The sequence below is a fragment of the Bradyrhizobium sp. 613_E4_N2_2 genome (assembly GCF_052075995.1).
Classification (GTDB): domain Bacteria; phylum Pseudomonadota; class Alphaproteobacteria; order Rhizobiales; family Xanthobacteraceae; genus Bradyrhizobium; species Bradyrhizobium barranii.
The window spans coordinates 7,215,852-7,229,444 of record NZ_CP197234.1 but is presented as its reverse complement, the minus strand read 5'-3'; the positions used below and the strand labels follow the sequence as shown (position 1 = coordinate 7,229,444).

Here is a 13,593-nt window from a genome sequence, read left to right as displayed (position 1 = left end):
TTCGGCGTAGGATCGAAGCCGGGCACATGCCCGACAGCAATAGCCGGAGGAGGATGCCATGTATGCCGCCATCCGTCAGGCCAAGGCGAAAAGCGGGAGCGCCGAAGAGCTGGCGCGCCGCATCAAGGACGGCGCCGTTCCGATCATCAGCGACGTCGACGGTTTCCGTGCCTATTACGTCGTCTATGCCGGCGACGACACGGTCACCGCGATCTCCATCTTCGACAAGTTCGAGCAGGCGGAGGAGGCGAACCGGCGCGCGATCGCCTGGATCGAGAAGGATCTGGGGCCGCTGCTTGCAGGGCATGCGAGCGCCGCAGCCGGGCCGGTGATCGTGCATACGCTGGCGTAGGTGTTAGGCGGGTCAGTCGGGCCACATCTTCCGCTGTCATCGCCCGCGAAGGCGGGCGATCCAGTACTCCGTGACAGCAGTGATGGAGCCGATGGGCCGCGGCGTACTGGATGCCCCGCCTTCGCGGGGCATGACACCGGAGCCCCCTCACAGCTCCCGTGCATTCGAGAACGCGAAACTCGACACCCGCCTTGTCGTCTCATCCAAAATCAGCGTGCGCGTGATCGGCGGCTCGGCGCGCTGGGCGCAGTTTTCGCGTTCGCAGAGGCGGCAGTTGACGCCGATCGGCGTGCCCTCCGTTTTCTCCAAATCCAGGCCGGAGGCGTAGACGAGGCGGGCGGCGTGACGGATCTCGCAGCCGAGGCCGATGGCGAAGCGCGGCTGCGGCAGCGGATGCGGCGCGACGGGGCGTCGCACCATCTGCGCGATCGAGAAATAGCGCGTGCCGTCGGAGAGCTCGATCACCTGCTTCAACAGGCGATCCGGCGTGTCGAAAGTCGAGTGCACGTTCCACAACGGACAGGTGCCGCCGAATTTCGAGAACGGGAACGTGCCGGAGGAGAAGCGTTTCGACACGTTGCCGGCATTGTCGACGCGCAGCAGGAAGAACGGAATGCCGCGCGCGTTCGGCCGTTGCAGCGTGGTGAGGCGATGGCAGACCTGCTCGAAGCCGGAATTGAAGCGCTGCGCCAGCACGTGGATGTCGTAGTTCAAGGCCTCCGCCGCGGCGAGGAAGGCCGGGTATGGCATCATCACGGCCGCCGCAAAATAGTTGGCGAGCGTGATGCGGAACAGGCGGCGTGGCGCGTCGTCGAGCGGGCCGGCGCGGCCGATGATGGTCTCCAGGGCTTGCGCGCATTCGCCCAGGCCGAGCTGGAAGGCGAGCTGGAACGCGCGGCCGGGCGGATCGACCAGCTCGGAGATCAGGAGCTGGCGGCGATGGCGGTCGAAACGCCTGAGCGTCTCGCGCATCACGTCGACCGGCATGATGCGGGTCTGGATCGAATGCTTTTCGCGCAGGCGTGCGGCGAGCGCGGCATAGAGCCCTTCGGCCGGCACGTTCAGTTCGTCGCGAAGCGTCTCCGCGGCCTGTTCCAGCTCCGGAAAATAATTGCGGTTGGCCTCGATCAGCTCGCGCACGCGCTCGACGGGATTGGCCTCATAGCGCGTGCCGACGTCGCGGTCGGCCATGTGCGCCGCGGCCAAGGTCTCGCCCTGGCGGGCCTCGGCATAGGCGGCATAGAGCCGTTGCAGCGCATGGGTGACGCCGGGACAGAGTTCGGCAAGGTCGCGCAGTTCCTGCTTGGGAACGTCGATCTGGCGGAACAGCGGATCGGAGAAGATCTCGTTCAGCTCGGCGAAGAAGCGGTCCTCGTCGGCGGTCGCGAGGTCGCGCAGGTCGAGGTCATAGGTCTCGGCCAGCCGCAGCAGGATCTGCGCCGTCACCGGGCGCTGGTTGCGCTCGATCAGGTTGACATAGCTCGGCGAGATCCCGAGCCCCTCGGCGATCTGGGTCTGCGACAGCCCCAATTGCTGCCGGATCCGCCGGAAGCGCGGGCCGACGAACAGCTTTTTCCCCGAGACGGCGGGCATTTTCAGATCTCCCAAGGGTACGAGAAGCGCATCAAGGACAGGCTTATTGACCTATATTCTTTACAAGATTTACAAAATAACATCTATTACATGTTCTGATGTTACATGACATCACCATTCGAATACAAGGCCCCTGTACGAACTTCGCTTTCTGGCGTTTAGCTCATGACACGCATTTCGCAATGCACTGTCAAAAATGTCGATGACAAGTTGAGTTGTCATCAGCGAAAGGATCGAGCAGATGAATTACCAGCCCCGTGGCATCAACGCCCTGCAGAGCCCGGCCTCGTATCAGAGCGAGATCGAGGCAGCCCAGGCGCTCCTCAAGACCCAGCCGACCTGGAACGGGGTGTCCGCCGAGGCCGTCGCGCGCATGCGCCTGCAGAACCGCTTCAAGACCGGTCTGGACATCGCCCGCTACACCGCGGCGCTGATGCGGACCGACATGGCGGCCTATGACAACGATCCGACCAAGTACACGCAGTCACTGGGCTGCTGGCACGGTTTCATCGCCCAGCAGAAGCTGATCTCGGTCAAGAAGCACTTCGGCGGCAAGACCGATCGCACCTATCTGTACCTGTCCGGCTGGATGATCGCGGCGCTGCGCTCCGAATTCGGCCCGCTGCCCGACCAGTCGATGCACGAGAAGACCTCGGTGCCCGCGCTGATCGAAGAGCTCTATACCTTCCTGCGCCAGGCCGACTCGCGTGAGCTGAACGACATCTTCCGCAGCCTCGATAAGGCGCGCAAGGAAGGCGACAAGACCAGGGAGAAGGAGCTGATCGAGAAGATCGACAACTTCCAGACCCATGTCGTGCCCGTCATCGCCGACATCGACGCGGGCTTCGGCAACGCGGAGGCGACCTATCTGCTCGCCAAGAAGATGATCGAAGCGGGCGCCTGCGCGCTCCAGATCGAGAACCAGGTCTCGGACGAGAAGCAGTGCGGTCACCAGGACGGCAAGGTCACCGTGCCGCACGAGGTGTTCCTGGCGAAGATCCGCGCCTGCCGCCACGCCTTCCTCGAGCTCGGCATCGAAGACGGTGTCGTCGTGACCCGTACCGACTCGCTCGGCGCCGGCCTGACGCAGCAGATTGCCGTCAGCCACAAGCCCGGCGACCTCGGCGATCAGTACAACAGCTTCCTCGATTGCGAGGAAATCACGCCGGAGAACGCCCGCAACGGTGATGTCATCATCAACCGCAACGGCAAGATGATGCGTCCGAAGCGGCTGCCTTCCAATCTCTACCAGTTCCGTCCCGGTACTGGCGAAGACCGCTGCGTGCTCGACAGCATCACCTCGCTGCAGAACGGCGCCGACCTGCTCTGGATCGAGACCGAGAAGCCGCATATCGAGCAAATCGCCAAGATGGTCGATCGGATCCGCAAGGTGGTTCCGAACGCGAAGCTGGCCTACAACAACTCGCCGTCGTTCAACTGGACGCTCAACTTCCGTTGGCAGGTCTACGACGCGATGAAGGAAGCCGGCCAGGACGTCAGCAAGTACAACCGTGCCGAGCTGATGAAGCCGGAATACGACGACACGCCGCTGGCGAAGGAAGCCGACGAGCGCATCCGCACCTTCCAGGCCGACTCAGCCAAGCGTGCCGGCATCTTCCATCACCTGATCACGTTGCCGACCTACCACACGGCGGCGCTCTCGACCGACAATCTGGCGAAGGAATATTTCGGCGACCAGGGCATGCTCGGCTACGTGAAGAACGTGCAGCGCGCCGAGATCCGCCAGGGTATCGCCTGCGCCAAGCATCAGAACATGGCCGGCTCCGACATCGGCGACGACCACAAGGAATACTTCGCCGGCGAGGCTGCCCTGAAGGCGGGCGGCGCCCACAACACGATGAACCAGTTCGGCTAACGCACCACGCTATCCAAGAGGAGACTGACAATGACCAAAGGCAGCAATTTCTGGGTGATCGGCGGCGAGTTCGGTTCGATGAACTTCCACAAGCTCGTGGAAGGCTCCGCCCAGGTGCAGGGTCCGTTCAAGACCCGCAAGGAAGCCGAGGATGCCTGGCGCTCGGTCTCGGAAGAGAACCGCCACAAGGCCGGCGTCCGCTTCTCGATCGTGGAAGAGCCGTCGCGGGTCTCGGCCTGACGGCTGCCTGACTAATTAAGAAGACGTCCAAGGACGGAGGGTCCCATCCGGCGCAAGCCGGGTGGGATCGTCTGTTTTTGGTACAGGTCAATCGGCTGTGGGCGCCGTAAGTCTCTGGAATTGTGAGCCCTTTGCGGACCGTTTGGTTGCTGATAGGTTAATGGCGGAAAGTCGAGGACGAGGCCGACAATGTCAGAGCCTGAGACCAGCGGGACCCATCCCAGCCAGCCGCGCCCGGTGCGGCTGCGCGACGCGCTGCTGCGCGCACGGATCGAGGCCGCCGACCGGACCGGTGTGGTCGTCGATTTGCGCGACGCGGAGGTGGCGCGGCTGGAGATCCTCAACGACGCGCTCGATCCCCTGTTCGCGCAGGTGCCTGACCAGATCGACCTGTTCGATCGCGGCATCAGCCAGGGCGATACGCCCAGACTCTGGATCGATGTCGTCGCACACATCATGATGGGGCGCGACAAGCGGATGTACCGCTTCGTCCAGGACACCCGCTTCGGCCGTATCGTGCTCGCCGAATCGCACGACACCGCAGCGATCGTCGAAGCCGTGACGGACTACGTCGCCCGCCGCATGATCGAGCGCGAGCACGCCATGGTGGTGCCATCAGAGCCGAAGCCCGCGGCCGCCGAGCCGCCGCGCCGCTCGCGCCTCTGGCCGTTCGTGTTCGGATTCATTTTCGGCGCGGCCGCCTTGTTCGGCCTCGCCGTGCTGGCGGCCCTGCGGAGCTGGTGAGACGCTCGCCGTCGTCATTGCGAGCGCAGCGAAGCAATCCAGGAATCTTTCCGCGGAGAAGCTCTGGATTTCTTCGCTCGCAATGACGGCGAACTAGATCAACCTTGCCTGCTTGATCTGCCGGATCTGAAATCCGGATCCGAGGCCCCGCACGGTCTGCTCGCAGCGCCAGCCGGAATTGTCTTTCTCGATCGTGAACAGGTTATACGCTGCCGCCGGGTAACGCCCGTGGGCGAGCGCGGAGGCCGACGGCACGCCGACCGCGGGGATGTTGCCGTTGGGGCCTTCGAACCACATGGTCGAATGAATGTGGTCGTGCCCGTGCAGGATCAGCTCGACGCCGTGACGCTTGATCAGTGCCAGCAGCGCGGCCGCATCGGTCATCCGTTTCTGGCGCGCGCCGGACTTCAGGGGATGATGCACCAGCAGCACGCGGAAGGCGTCCTCGGCGGCGAGGCGGTCGAGGACCGCTTCGAGGGACGCGAGCTGATCGCGGCCGAGCGTGCCCGTCGCCATCAGCGGCAGGGTCGGCACCGCCGTGGACAGGCTGATCAGCGCGAGCGGCCCGCGCCGGCGTACGCCCGGAAAGCCGACACTGCCGTCATCGCCAGTGAGATAAGGCGCAAACGTCTCGCCGAAGCGGTGAGAGGTGGCGCGGACATAGGCATCGTGATTGCCGGGAATGGTGGTGACGCGGTCGGGCGGACCGACGCCGTCGAGCCAGGCGCGCGCCGGCGCGAACTCCGCCTCCAGTGCCAGATTGACGAGATCGCCGGTGACCGCGATGTGGTCGGGCGTCTGCGCCTGGACGTCGGCGACAAGCGCGTCGAGCACCTCGCGGCGCTGGTATTTGTGGCGGTTGCGCGTCCAGTTGACGTAGCCGAGCGCGCGCTTGCCCGCGAGCTCGATCAGCCGTGGCTTCGGCAACGGCGGCAGATGCGGGTCGGACAGATGGGCGAGCGTGAAGGGGGCCATGGCGCGCGATTGCCTCGCTATTCGTCCGCTGTAATGGCAAGGTCGCGAGAACTGTGCAAGCGGGGCCCGGACCGGGGCCTCATGGCAGTTTTCTTGGGAGTTTTCTTGGAAGCCTGATGGGGGATCGTCTGAACAGCGTCCGACGGACATTCGAACCGCTGCTGCGGCGAATCTTCCACGCCTATTTCCTGCTTGTCCGCGGCATGACGCTCGGCGTCCGCGCCGTGGTGCTGGATTCCGAGAACCGGGTGTTCCTGGTCAGGCACAGCTACATCACCGGCTGGTATCTGCCCGGCGGCGGCGTCGATCTCGGCGAGACCATGGAGCAGGCGATGCGGCGCGAGCTCAAGGAGGAAGGGGACATCGATCTCACCGGTGACGCGGTGCTGCACGGCATCTTCCTCAACAGCCACGTCTCCCGCCGCGACCACGTCGCGGTCTATGTGGTCAGGCAGTTCAAGCAGGATCGCGTCCCTGAGCCCAACCACGAGATCGTCGAATGCGGGTTCTTCGCGATCAATGCGCTGCCCGAGGGCACCACACACGGCACGCGGCAAAGGCTCGCGGAAGTGCTGGACGGCAAGCCGCCGACCGCGACTTGGCGTTGAAGCGATCCGGCCGAATCCTCAAGCCCGAACCGGCTGCCCGATCCCCAGCAAGTTACCTTCGCTGTCGCGGAACCAGGCACCTCGCTCGCCAGTACCCTTGCTCGGATAGTTGCCCGTGATCTCCGCAATTCCATCGACGGTCTTCAAGCCGGGCAAATCATAGTCCTCGAACGCCACGCCGCGTGTGCGAAGTTCGCGCACGGTTGCCTCGATATCCTCGACTTCCCACCCCATTTGCGTGTGCGTGCCGGATTGCGTCCCGGCCGAGACGAATATCGCAAACTCGCCGGCCGCGCAGACGTAGCGCAGCCCACCCTCGCGCTGCTCGACCGGCTCGAGCCCGAGCTTTTCCGAATAGAACGCCCGCGCGCGGTCGAGGTCTTTGGCTGGAAGCCGGGTTGCCACCTTCGCGTTCTTCAGCATGCCCGCTCTCCCTGTCTTTGCCTCGCGACGACGCTGGATTTCCTCGGCTACGCGCTCATGACTCGACGCCCCGACGGCCCTCCTTCGCCTGCAGCTCCAGCACCAGCAGGCTCTGCTCCTGGATCAGCGCGCAGTTCTGCCGCTCAAGCCGGTGCAGTCGCGCCGTCATGTTGTGCATGAACGCGAACACCACCAGGAACAGGGCGCCGAACATCACGACGAACGGAAACACGACGCCGGTCAGATGGCTGACGAGATAGGCCAGTGTCGGAAACAGCGTGAAGCCCGCGGGGATGATCGCCACCATGGACAGCATCAGGAAGTCGTAGAGATCGAACTTGCCTTGCATCGTCTTGCGCAGCAGCACCAGCATGTAGATCAGCGCAAAGGCGGAGACGACGACGACCGTCTCCGGACTTGGAAGGGCATCTGTCACGGCTGCCTCCTCAGAATGTTCGACGAGATGATGAGACCACAAATCGGAACGGGGACGCTCGGCGTCATGACGCCCTCACGAGGCGCGCGAGCAGGATATAACCGAGCACCCGGATCATGTAGCTCGCCGACTTCAATCCGTCGATCGAGCTGACGCCGGTCTCGCGCGCCCGCATCTCGACCGGAACTTCGCTGACCGTGAGGCCTGCGCGCATGGCCCAGGCCAGCGAGATCGGCTCCGGAAAATCCGTCGGATACGCTTTTGCGAAGAAGGCGATGGCGGAACGGTCGAGCAATCGCATGCCGCTGGTCGGATCGGTGATGCGGCCGCCGCTGAACAGGCCGTTGAGCGCAAGCACGATCAGCCTGATGCCGGCGCGCCGCATGCGCGTGGAGCAGAAACCGGCATGGTCGATGAAGCGGCTTCCGATGGTGATGTTGGTCGGGTCGTTGCGATAGGCCTCCAGAAGCGTCTCGATGGCGCGCGGATCATGCTGCCCGTCGCCGTCGATCTGGATGCAGAAATCAAAATCCTGACGCGCCGCGTATTTGATGCCGGTCTGCACGGCGCCGCCGATGCCGAGATTCTGCGCGAGGCGGGCGACCGGCGAGCGGCAGCTTGCCACCGCGGATGTCGCGTCCGACGAGCCGTCGTCGACGACCAGGGTGTGGTAGCCGCGGCCGGTTGCTGCGATCTCGCTCAGGAGACCGCCGACCGAGGCCTCCTCGTTGAAGCAGGGAATGATGATGAGGACTCGCGACGAGCCCTGCTGCGGTGCGGCAGCACCGCTGCGGCACGTGTCAGTTGAACCCAAGCCCAGTCCCGTATCGGCCACGTCTGCCTCACCTCCAGAATCCCCACTTTGCTATACTTGCCGGTGCTTTTCCTGTACAGGCGGCGGGCCATTTCAAGCTGCGGGGGCCGCCCGGCGAATGCCGATGAGAGCTGTCAAAGTATTTTTTTCAATTGTGTTTCTGGCAATTCTGGCCAGCAACATCAGGCTGACCTCGCATTGGAGCGAGAGCCGCGGCGTCTATGACGACATCTGCTATCTCAGGCAGGCGCATCTGTTCCAGCGCTTCGGCTGGCAAGGGCTCGACACCAGCCTCGCCCGTGAAACCGACGGCTATCTCGCGGCCAAGTTGCGAAGTATCGATTTTCCGAACTGGAACGAACCGACGCGGGCACCCTGCCACACCCAGACTGCCGACGGCAGCAAATGGGTGATGACGCCGCCGCCGGGCACGGGCTTCGTGCTGGCGCTGTTCCCGGAGGGGTTCCAGGTCGTTCCGCTCTATATGCTGGCCAACGCGATCGTCGCTGGCCTTGCGCTGTTCGGCATGTGGCGGGCGCAGGAGAAGGTCGGCTTGACGCTCGCCGCGTTGCTCGGCGCGCTCTCGATCTACTTCATGATCAATCCGACCAAGGCGAGCTATTCGATGGCGCCGACCATGGTCGTCTGCGCGCTGGCGGGTCTGTTCACCGCAAGACTGTTCGTCGATGAAGGCCGGCGCCGCCTGCTGATGGTCGCTGCCGTCGGCGTGCTGCTCGGCCTGTCCGCGAGCTTTCGGATCGCCAACGTGGTTCTGTCGGCCGGCTATTTCCTGTTCTTCGGATTGTCGTTCCTGATCTGGCGTACCCGCGAGACGTTCGTTTCAGGACTCGCGCTCGGCCTTTCGTTCCTCGTCGGGCTGTTGCCGGTGTTCGCGGCGAACCTGGTCAACTCAGGCAATCCGCTGGTCTCGGCCTATGGCGGCCAGGATACGGCCCCGCGGAGTCTCGACCCGGCCGTGCTGTTGGCCTATCTCCGCGACACGCAGTTCCCGTTGATCGTGATCGCCTGCGTCGGGACCGCGCTGTTGTGGCGCTTCGCCGGCCATGGCGGCGTCAGGAAACTCGCGTTGCTGGTGGCGGGCAATCTCGCGCTGAATCTGGCGTTCTTTGCCACGCATCCGGTCTTCACGCAGTACTATGTCATCCCGATCCTGATGCTGTCGCTCTGGACGCTGCTGTTCGCGGCCGTCCTCAGCCGCGGTCCGGCACAGGGTTTTATCGCCCACGAGGCCGATGGACCGCGGCCGTCTGAGATGTTATCCCGCATCTCGCATTGACGCGTTTTCCTGACGCGAACCTGAAACCACTTCGCTCGAAGACGCATGCCGACATGACCGATCTCTCGCTCACCATCCTTCCGGAAGCCGCCGGCGACGCCCAGGCGATCGAACGGCTGCACGAGCGCACCTTCGGCCCCGGCCGTTTCGTGCTCAGCGCTTACCGCATTCGCGAGCACGTCGACCATCTGCTCGATGTGTCCTTCACGGCCCGCATCGGCACGCTGCTGGTCGGCTCGGTCAGGCAATTGCCGGTGCTGGTCGGCGAGACGCAGGCCCTGCTGCTCGGGCCGCTCACCGTCGAGCCGCCGTTCCGCGACCGCGGCATCGGCCGTCTCCTGATGGAGCGCGCGCTGAAGGACGCCAAGGAGAAGGGGCACCGTCTGGTGCTGCTGGTCGGCGACGAGCCCTATTACAGCCGTGTCGGCTTCAAGCCGGTGCCGAAGGGCCGCGTCACCATGCCGGGCCCGGTCGACGCCGCGCGCATCCTGGTGTTCGAGCTCGTCGACGGCGCTTTCGAGGGCGTGTCGGGGCAGGTAACGCCCGACTGGAGCAAGGCGCGAGGCTAGGGCTACGATACCTCTTGCGGAGTATCCATGATGCAGGTGCGGCCCGCTGATGCCGGTGAAGTCGATCATATCGCTCAGCTGTGGCACGATGCCTGGCATGGGTCGCATGCCTCGCTTGCGCCGCCAGAACTGGTCCGCCTTCGCACGCTCCCGAATTTTCGCGATCGGCTGGCGGTCATGCTTCCCGACATCCGCGTCGTCGGCCCGGCCGGCGCGCCGCTCGGCTTCTGCGCAGTCAGGGCTGACGAATTGTATCAGCTCTTCGTATCGCCGAAGGCGCACGGCGCGGGCGTGGCCGCGGCGCTGATCTCCGACGCAGAGGCCCGCCTTGCCGCGCGCGGCGTGGAGCTGGCGTGGCTCGCCTGCGCCGTCGGCAACGCGCGCGCTGCGCGGTTCTACGAGAAGAGCGGTTGGCGCAACGCCGGCACCTTCGTGATGATGACGGACACCTCGAACGGGCCGTTCCCCGTCGATCAGTGGCGCTTCGAGAAGCGGCTGACGCGCAGCCCGTAGCCCGGAATTCGCTCCGCTCCATCCGGGCTACGGCTCACTCAACGCGCCTGTGCCGGGGCCCGCAGGCCCCGACTGAGTCGCGACTAGAACTTGAAGTTGGCGAACGCCCGCACGCCGATGCCGGGCATCAGAACCTCGTCCTTGGTGTAGGACACCGAGTTGCGGATGTTTTCGTTGAGGAGATTGTTGCCGACGATGCCGGCCGTCATCTCGCGCGCGCCGAACAGACGCGGATCGAGCTTGGTCCTGTAGCTGACCTCGGCCTTCAGCAGATTGTAGCCCGGCGTTGGCGTCTCCGCGATCACGGCGACGTTGTTCTGCGCGAAAGCGTGCAACAGGTTGACGCGCATCAGCCAGTTGTCGTCGCGCCAGAACACGCCGCCGCCTATCCGCAGCGGCGGAATGCGCGGCACGTTGGTGCCGTCGGTGAAGGTGGCGCGCACCACGTCGAACTGGTTCTCGATGCCCCAGATGCCGCCCTGGAATGCGCCGACGTCGAGCTGCGACTGGAATTCGCCGCCGCGGAAATTGGCATTGCGTTGCGAATAGACGGCCTGGTTCAACTCGGCGCCCGGCGTGCCGCAGGACGCAAAACTGTCGTCGCACATCACGCCGGTGAGGCGGCGAAAGATGAAATTGTCGAAATGCGTGTAGTAGACGGTCGCCTCGAACCGGAACGGCCCCGTCGCCTTGCGCAGTCCAACCTCGACCGACTCAGCGGTCTCGATCGTGAGGTTCGGATTGCCGATGTCGAACGTCGCGGTCGCATCATGCGCACCGCGCGAGAACAGTTCGGCCGGCTTCGGCGCGCGCTCGACATATTGTGCGGTGATGCTGCCGACCATGCCGCCCGGCAGGTCCTGCAACAGGCCGATGCTGCCGCTCTTCGGCGTGAAGGACGGATTGCGTGCGATGCCCACCTGCGGCGTGCCGTCGGGTAGATAATCCGGCGGGAAGTTCGGCGTCGTGCCGTGCAGCTCGACATGCTCGATGCGGCCGGCGATCTGGGCTCGCGTCGCGTCCGTGAACTTGAACTCGTTGAAGGCGTAAGCGGCAACGCGGGTGTTGTTGTTGGGGTCCCACAGGCCGTTGAACAGCGTACCGGGATTGTCAGGGCTCGGCGCGGTCAATTCCTGATGGCCGACCTGAAAGCCCAGCGCCGTCGTCACCTCGGCGAAGCGCGCGTTGAACGGCATCAACTGCACCTCGGTGCGGATCTCCTGCTCCTTGTTGGTGAAGGTCTGCCGCACACCGTCGGTGTTGGGATCGGCGGGATCGGCAAGGCCGATCTCGTTGTGTCGATAATCCGTGGCGCCAGCCCAGAAGCGAATGGTGTCGATCGCGGCGGCATCGGGCCGGTACTCGCCCTTGACGTTGATCTTGGTCTGGTGCGCGTCGATCCGGGTGTTGTGGTCGGCGCCGTCGATGCCGGGGATATGGTAGAGCGAGTCGTTCTGCGTGATCGACGCGCCGATATAGCCGCCCTGGAAGAAGTAGGAGCCGCCGATCGAGGCGCCGTCCGTGCGCGACGCCGAATTGGGCTGGCGCCCGTTTGTGATGGTCCGGGTCTGGTCGGTCAAATAGGGGTAGCTCGGGATGCCGTAATCCGTCGTGTTGCGGCCGTAGACGTCGGCATGGAACGCGAAATTGCCGGCGCCGGTGTCGAGCAGCACGCCGCTCTCGACACCGCGATCGACCGAGCTGAACGCGGAACGTGTCTCGGCCGTGACGCAGGGCGATGTCCCGGCGGTTGCGAGTGGCGCCTTCACCGGCATGCCATAACTCTGGAACGGCTGGGCACCGCAGGTTGGCAGCGCGTCCGGAATCCGGTTGTTGGTCGCGCTGACGACGCCGCCGATCGAGGTCGAGCCGTAGCGCAAGGCGGCCGGCCCGCGCACCACTTCGACCTGGTTGGTCGCGAGCGTATCGATCGGGACGAAGTGATCCTCGCCGAGATCGGATGCGCCGTTCGCATTGGTGCCGTTCTCGACGATGCCGACGCGGTTGACGTCGAGGCCCCGGATGATCGGCCGGCTGGAGGCGCCGGGCGCAAAGCTCGAGCCGGTGATGCCCGGCTTGGAGAACAGCAGATCGCCGAGCTGGCCGCCGCCCTCGCGGCGGATCTCCTCGTTCGGCACCACGGTGACGGTGGCGAACTGGTTGGTCACGATCGGCAGCACGCCCTGCTGGGGCGTGGCGGCCGTCGCTGGCGCCGCCGGCGTTGCTTCCGCCGTGCGTTGCTGGCCGCGCGACCGTCCGGTGCGCGCGACATGGACCGGGCTGCGGGTCGGCACCACCCTGCGCACGATCGGGCTCGGCGCTGTCACGGTGACGGCGGGGATCTCGGTCGACGATTTATCTTGCGCAGTCTGTTGTACCGGCTCTTGGGCGAGCGCCGATGTGGCGGCGGCGCCGAGCAGGAGCAGGCTTGCTCCACCCAGACGCTGCGCGCGTCGCAATTCAAATGACATAGTCCTGATTCCAGTCAGGCGCCGTCCGCAAGATTTGGTGCTGATCGGAGGCGGCCTGCCGTCGCAGCGCGACGGAATTCGACTTCAGCTTCTCCCGTGCGTTCGCCTGAAAGCGGCGAGCCGGGCGTGATCAAGTGATGTCTGGAGTCAGGACGCGGGAGGGGCGCGGGGCTGGAACGCCGTGCCGGCCGATTTCAGATGGACGAACTCGGCATCGGTGGTGAGCTGAAGCAGCTCGATCGCCTGCGGCAGCAGGAGCACAGGCGGCGTCGCGGATACGACGGTGCCCGCCATCGCGACGACGGCGCAGATCGCGCAATTGTCCTCGCCCGGCTGCTCCCGGTCAGGGCCGGCGGGCGATTGCTTCTGGACCGCGGCGCGGTCACTCGAAGCGATACTCTTGCCGTTGTCGGTCTGCTGAAGCGAGGACAGGGCGAGGGGGGTGGCCTGGGCGAACCAATGGCTGTGGCCGAACGTCAACGCGAACTGCACCAGCATCGCGAACAACGCGAGCCGGGCGCCGTGCCTGATATTCGACCGGAACCACTTCATCTGGAAAAGCCACCCCACATCGCGAGGATCAATTCCCCTGATCTCGTGATGTTATAATGTAACATCGCAGCATCGATCAGCGGATGTCAACAGCGAGCGGACCAACGCGCGCAGGCAGCCGAACCGATGT

At 64.8% G+C, this 13,593-nt stretch carries 15 protein-coding genes; 8 read left to right on the top strand and 7 right to left on the bottom strand.

All coding sequences use genetic code 11. The features are described from left to right. Positions 1 to 58: 58 nt before the first annotated feature. Complete coding sequence (locus tag AB7290_RS34215; protein WP_014497428.1) at positions 59 to 352, top strand: antibiotic biosynthesis monooxygenase; 294 nt, start codon at positions 59 to 61, stop codon at positions 350 to 352. Positions 353 to 499: 147 nt separating this feature from the next. On the opposite strand, the gene AB7290_RS34210 is transcribed toward AB7290_RS34215, so the two are convergent. Further along, a complete protein-coding gene (locus tag AB7290_RS34210) occupies positions 500 to 1,945 on the bottom strand; it encodes a helix-turn-helix domain-containing protein (RefSeq protein ID WP_071916200.1) in 1,446 nt (481 codons plus the stop codon). Positions 1,946 to 2,186: 241 nt separating this feature from the next. On the opposite strand from AB7290_RS34210, the gene AB7290_RS34205 reads away from it, so the two are divergent. From AB7290_RS34205 to AB7290_RS34195, 3 genes are all read left to right on the top strand, one after another. After that, positions 2,187 to 3,821, top strand: a complete 1,635-nt coding sequence (locus AB7290_RS34205; RefSeq protein WP_085402495.1) for an isocitrate lyase — start codon at positions 2,187 to 2,189, stop codon at positions 3,819 to 3,821. A gap of 30 nt (positions 3,822 to 3,851) precedes the next feature. Further along, positions 3,852 to 4,061 (top strand): DUF4170 domain-containing protein, encoded by a 210-nt coding sequence (locus AB7290_RS34200; protein WP_008137787.1) that lies wholly within the window; start codon positions 3,852 to 3,854, stop codon positions 4,059 to 4,061. A gap of 189 nt (positions 4,062 to 4,250) precedes the next feature. Then, complete coding sequence (locus tag AB7290_RS34195; protein ID WP_085402496.1) at positions 4,251 to 4,805, top strand: hypothetical protein; 555 nt, start codon at positions 4,251 to 4,253, stop codon at positions 4,803 to 4,805. A gap of 93 nt (positions 4,806 to 4,898) precedes the next feature. Here AB7290_RS34195 and AB7290_RS34190 read toward each other — a convergent pair whose 3' ends face one another. Then, positions 4,899 to 5,780, bottom strand: coding sequence for a metallophosphoesterase family protein (locus tag AB7290_RS34190; protein ID WP_071916197.1), 882 nt, complete (start codon positions 5,778 to 5,780; stop codon positions 4,899 to 4,901). 116 nt (positions 5,781 to 5,896) lie between these two features. Between AB7290_RS34190 and AB7290_RS34185 the strand changes: the two genes are divergently transcribed. After that, positions 5,897 to 6,388: an NUDIX domain-containing protein gene (locus tag AB7290_RS34185; protein ID WP_085402497.1), complete on the top strand. Its 492-nt coding sequence runs from the start codon at positions 5,897 to 5,899 to the stop codon at positions 6,386 to 6,388. Positions 6,389 to 6,406: 18 nt separating this feature from the next. On the opposite strand, the gene AB7290_RS34180 is transcribed toward AB7290_RS34185, so the two are convergent. The 3 genes from AB7290_RS34180 to AB7290_RS34170 all read right to left on the bottom strand — a co-directional run bounded on the left by AB7290_RS34180 (position 6,407) and on the right by AB7290_RS34170 (position 8,061). After that, entirely contained in the window at positions 6,407 to 6,811 is a 405-nt protein-coding gene (locus AB7290_RS34180; RefSeq protein ID WP_085402498.1) for a VOC family protein, read from the bottom strand. Between the two features lie 55 nt (positions 6,812 to 6,866). Next, positions 6,867 to 7,247, bottom strand: a complete 381-nt coding sequence (locus tag AB7290_RS34175) for a DUF2304 domain-containing protein (RefSeq protein WP_085402499.1) — start codon at positions 7,245 to 7,247, stop codon at positions 6,867 to 6,869. 64 nt (positions 7,248 to 7,311) lie between these two features. After that, positions 7,312 to 8,061, bottom strand: a complete 750-nt coding sequence (locus AB7290_RS34170) for a glycosyltransferase family 2 protein (protein WP_354080068.1) — start codon at positions 8,059 to 8,061, stop codon at positions 7,312 to 7,314. Positions 8,062 to 8,185: 124 nt separating this feature from the next. Between AB7290_RS34170 and AB7290_RS34165 the strand changes: the two genes are divergently transcribed. The 3 genes from AB7290_RS34165 to AB7290_RS34155 are packed head-to-tail and all read left to right on the top strand — an operon-like array spanning position 8,186 to position 10,440. Further along, complete coding sequence (locus tag AB7290_RS34165; protein ID WP_245344171.1) at positions 8,186 to 9,358, top strand: hypothetical protein; 1,173 nt, start codon at positions 8,186 to 8,188, stop codon at positions 9,356 to 9,358. 53 nt (positions 9,359 to 9,411) lie between these two features. Next, positions 9,412 to 9,927: a GNAT family N-acetyltransferase gene (locus AB7290_RS34160; protein ID WP_085402583.1), complete on the top strand. Its 516-nt coding sequence runs from the start codon at positions 9,412 to 9,414 to the stop codon at positions 9,925 to 9,927. A 30-nt stretch (positions 9,928 to 9,957) separates the two neighbouring features. Next, positions 9,958 to 10,440, top strand: a complete 483-nt coding sequence (locus AB7290_RS34155) for a GNAT family N-acetyltransferase (RefSeq protein WP_085402584.1) — start codon at positions 9,958 to 9,960, stop codon at positions 10,438 to 10,440. An 83-nt stretch (positions 10,441 to 10,523) separates the two neighbouring features. Here the strand turns inward: AB7290_RS34155 and AB7290_RS34150 are convergent, their stop codons facing one another. Next, positions 10,524 to 12,911: a TonB-dependent receptor gene (locus AB7290_RS34150; RefSeq protein WP_085402502.1), complete on the bottom strand. Its 2,388-nt coding sequence runs from the start codon at positions 12,909 to 12,911 to the stop codon at positions 10,524 to 10,526. A 147-nt stretch (positions 12,912 to 13,058) separates the two neighbouring features. Beyond that, entirely contained in the window at positions 13,059 to 13,463 is a 405-nt protein-coding gene (locus AB7290_RS34145; RefSeq protein WP_085402503.1) for a DUF2946 domain-containing protein, read from the bottom strand. Positions 13,464 to 13,593 lie beyond the last annotated feature (130 nt).

Coding starts and splice junctions, on each gene's coding strand:
- AB7290_RS34160 (WP_085402583.1), top strand. CDS start 9,412: ATGACCGATCTCTCGCTCACCATCCTTCCGGAAGCCGCCGGCGACGCC.
- AB7290_RS34155 (WP_085402584.1), top strand. CDS start 9,958: ATGCAGGTGCGGCCCGCTGATGCCGGTGAAGTCGATCATATCGCTCAG.
- AB7290_RS34150 (WP_085402502.1), bottom strand. CDS start 12,911: ATGTCATTTGAATTGCGACGCGCGCAGCGTCTGGGTGGAGCAAGCCTG.
- AB7290_RS34215 (WP_014497428.1), top strand. CDS start 59: ATGTATGCCGCCATCCGTCAGGCCAAGGCGAAAAGCGGGAGCGCCGAA.
- AB7290_RS34200 (WP_008137787.1), top strand. CDS start 3,852: ATGACCAAAGGCAGCAATTTCTGGGTGATCGGCGGCGAGTTCGGTTCG.
- AB7290_RS34185 (WP_085402497.1), top strand. CDS start 5,897: ATGGGGGATCGTCTGAACAGCGTCCGACGGACATTCGAACCGCTGCTG.
- AB7290_RS34195 (WP_085402496.1), top strand. CDS start 4,251: ATGTCAGAGCCTGAGACCAGCGGGACCCATCCCAGCCAGCCGCGCCCG.
- AB7290_RS34190 (WP_071916197.1), bottom strand. CDS start 5,780: ATGGCCCCCTTCACGCTCGCCCATCTGTCCGACCCGCATCTGCCGCCG.
- AB7290_RS34180 (WP_085402498.1), bottom strand. CDS start 6,811: ATGCTGAAGAACGCGAAGGTGGCAACCCGGCTTCCAGCCAAAGACCTC.
- AB7290_RS34205 (WP_085402495.1), top strand. CDS start 2,187: ATGAATTACCAGCCCCGTGGCATCAACGCCCTGCAGAGCCCGGCCTCG.
- AB7290_RS34210 (WP_071916200.1), bottom strand. CDS start 1,945: ATGCCCGCCGTCTCGGGGAAAAAGCTGTTCGTCGGCCCGCGCTTCCGG.
- AB7290_RS34145 (WP_085402503.1), bottom strand. CDS start 13,463: ATGAAGTGGTTCCGGTCGAATATCAGGCACGGCGCCCGGCTCGCGTTG.
- AB7290_RS34165 (WP_245344171.1), top strand. CDS start 8,186: ATGAGAGCTGTCAAAGTATTTTTTTCAATTGTGTTTCTGGCAATTCTG.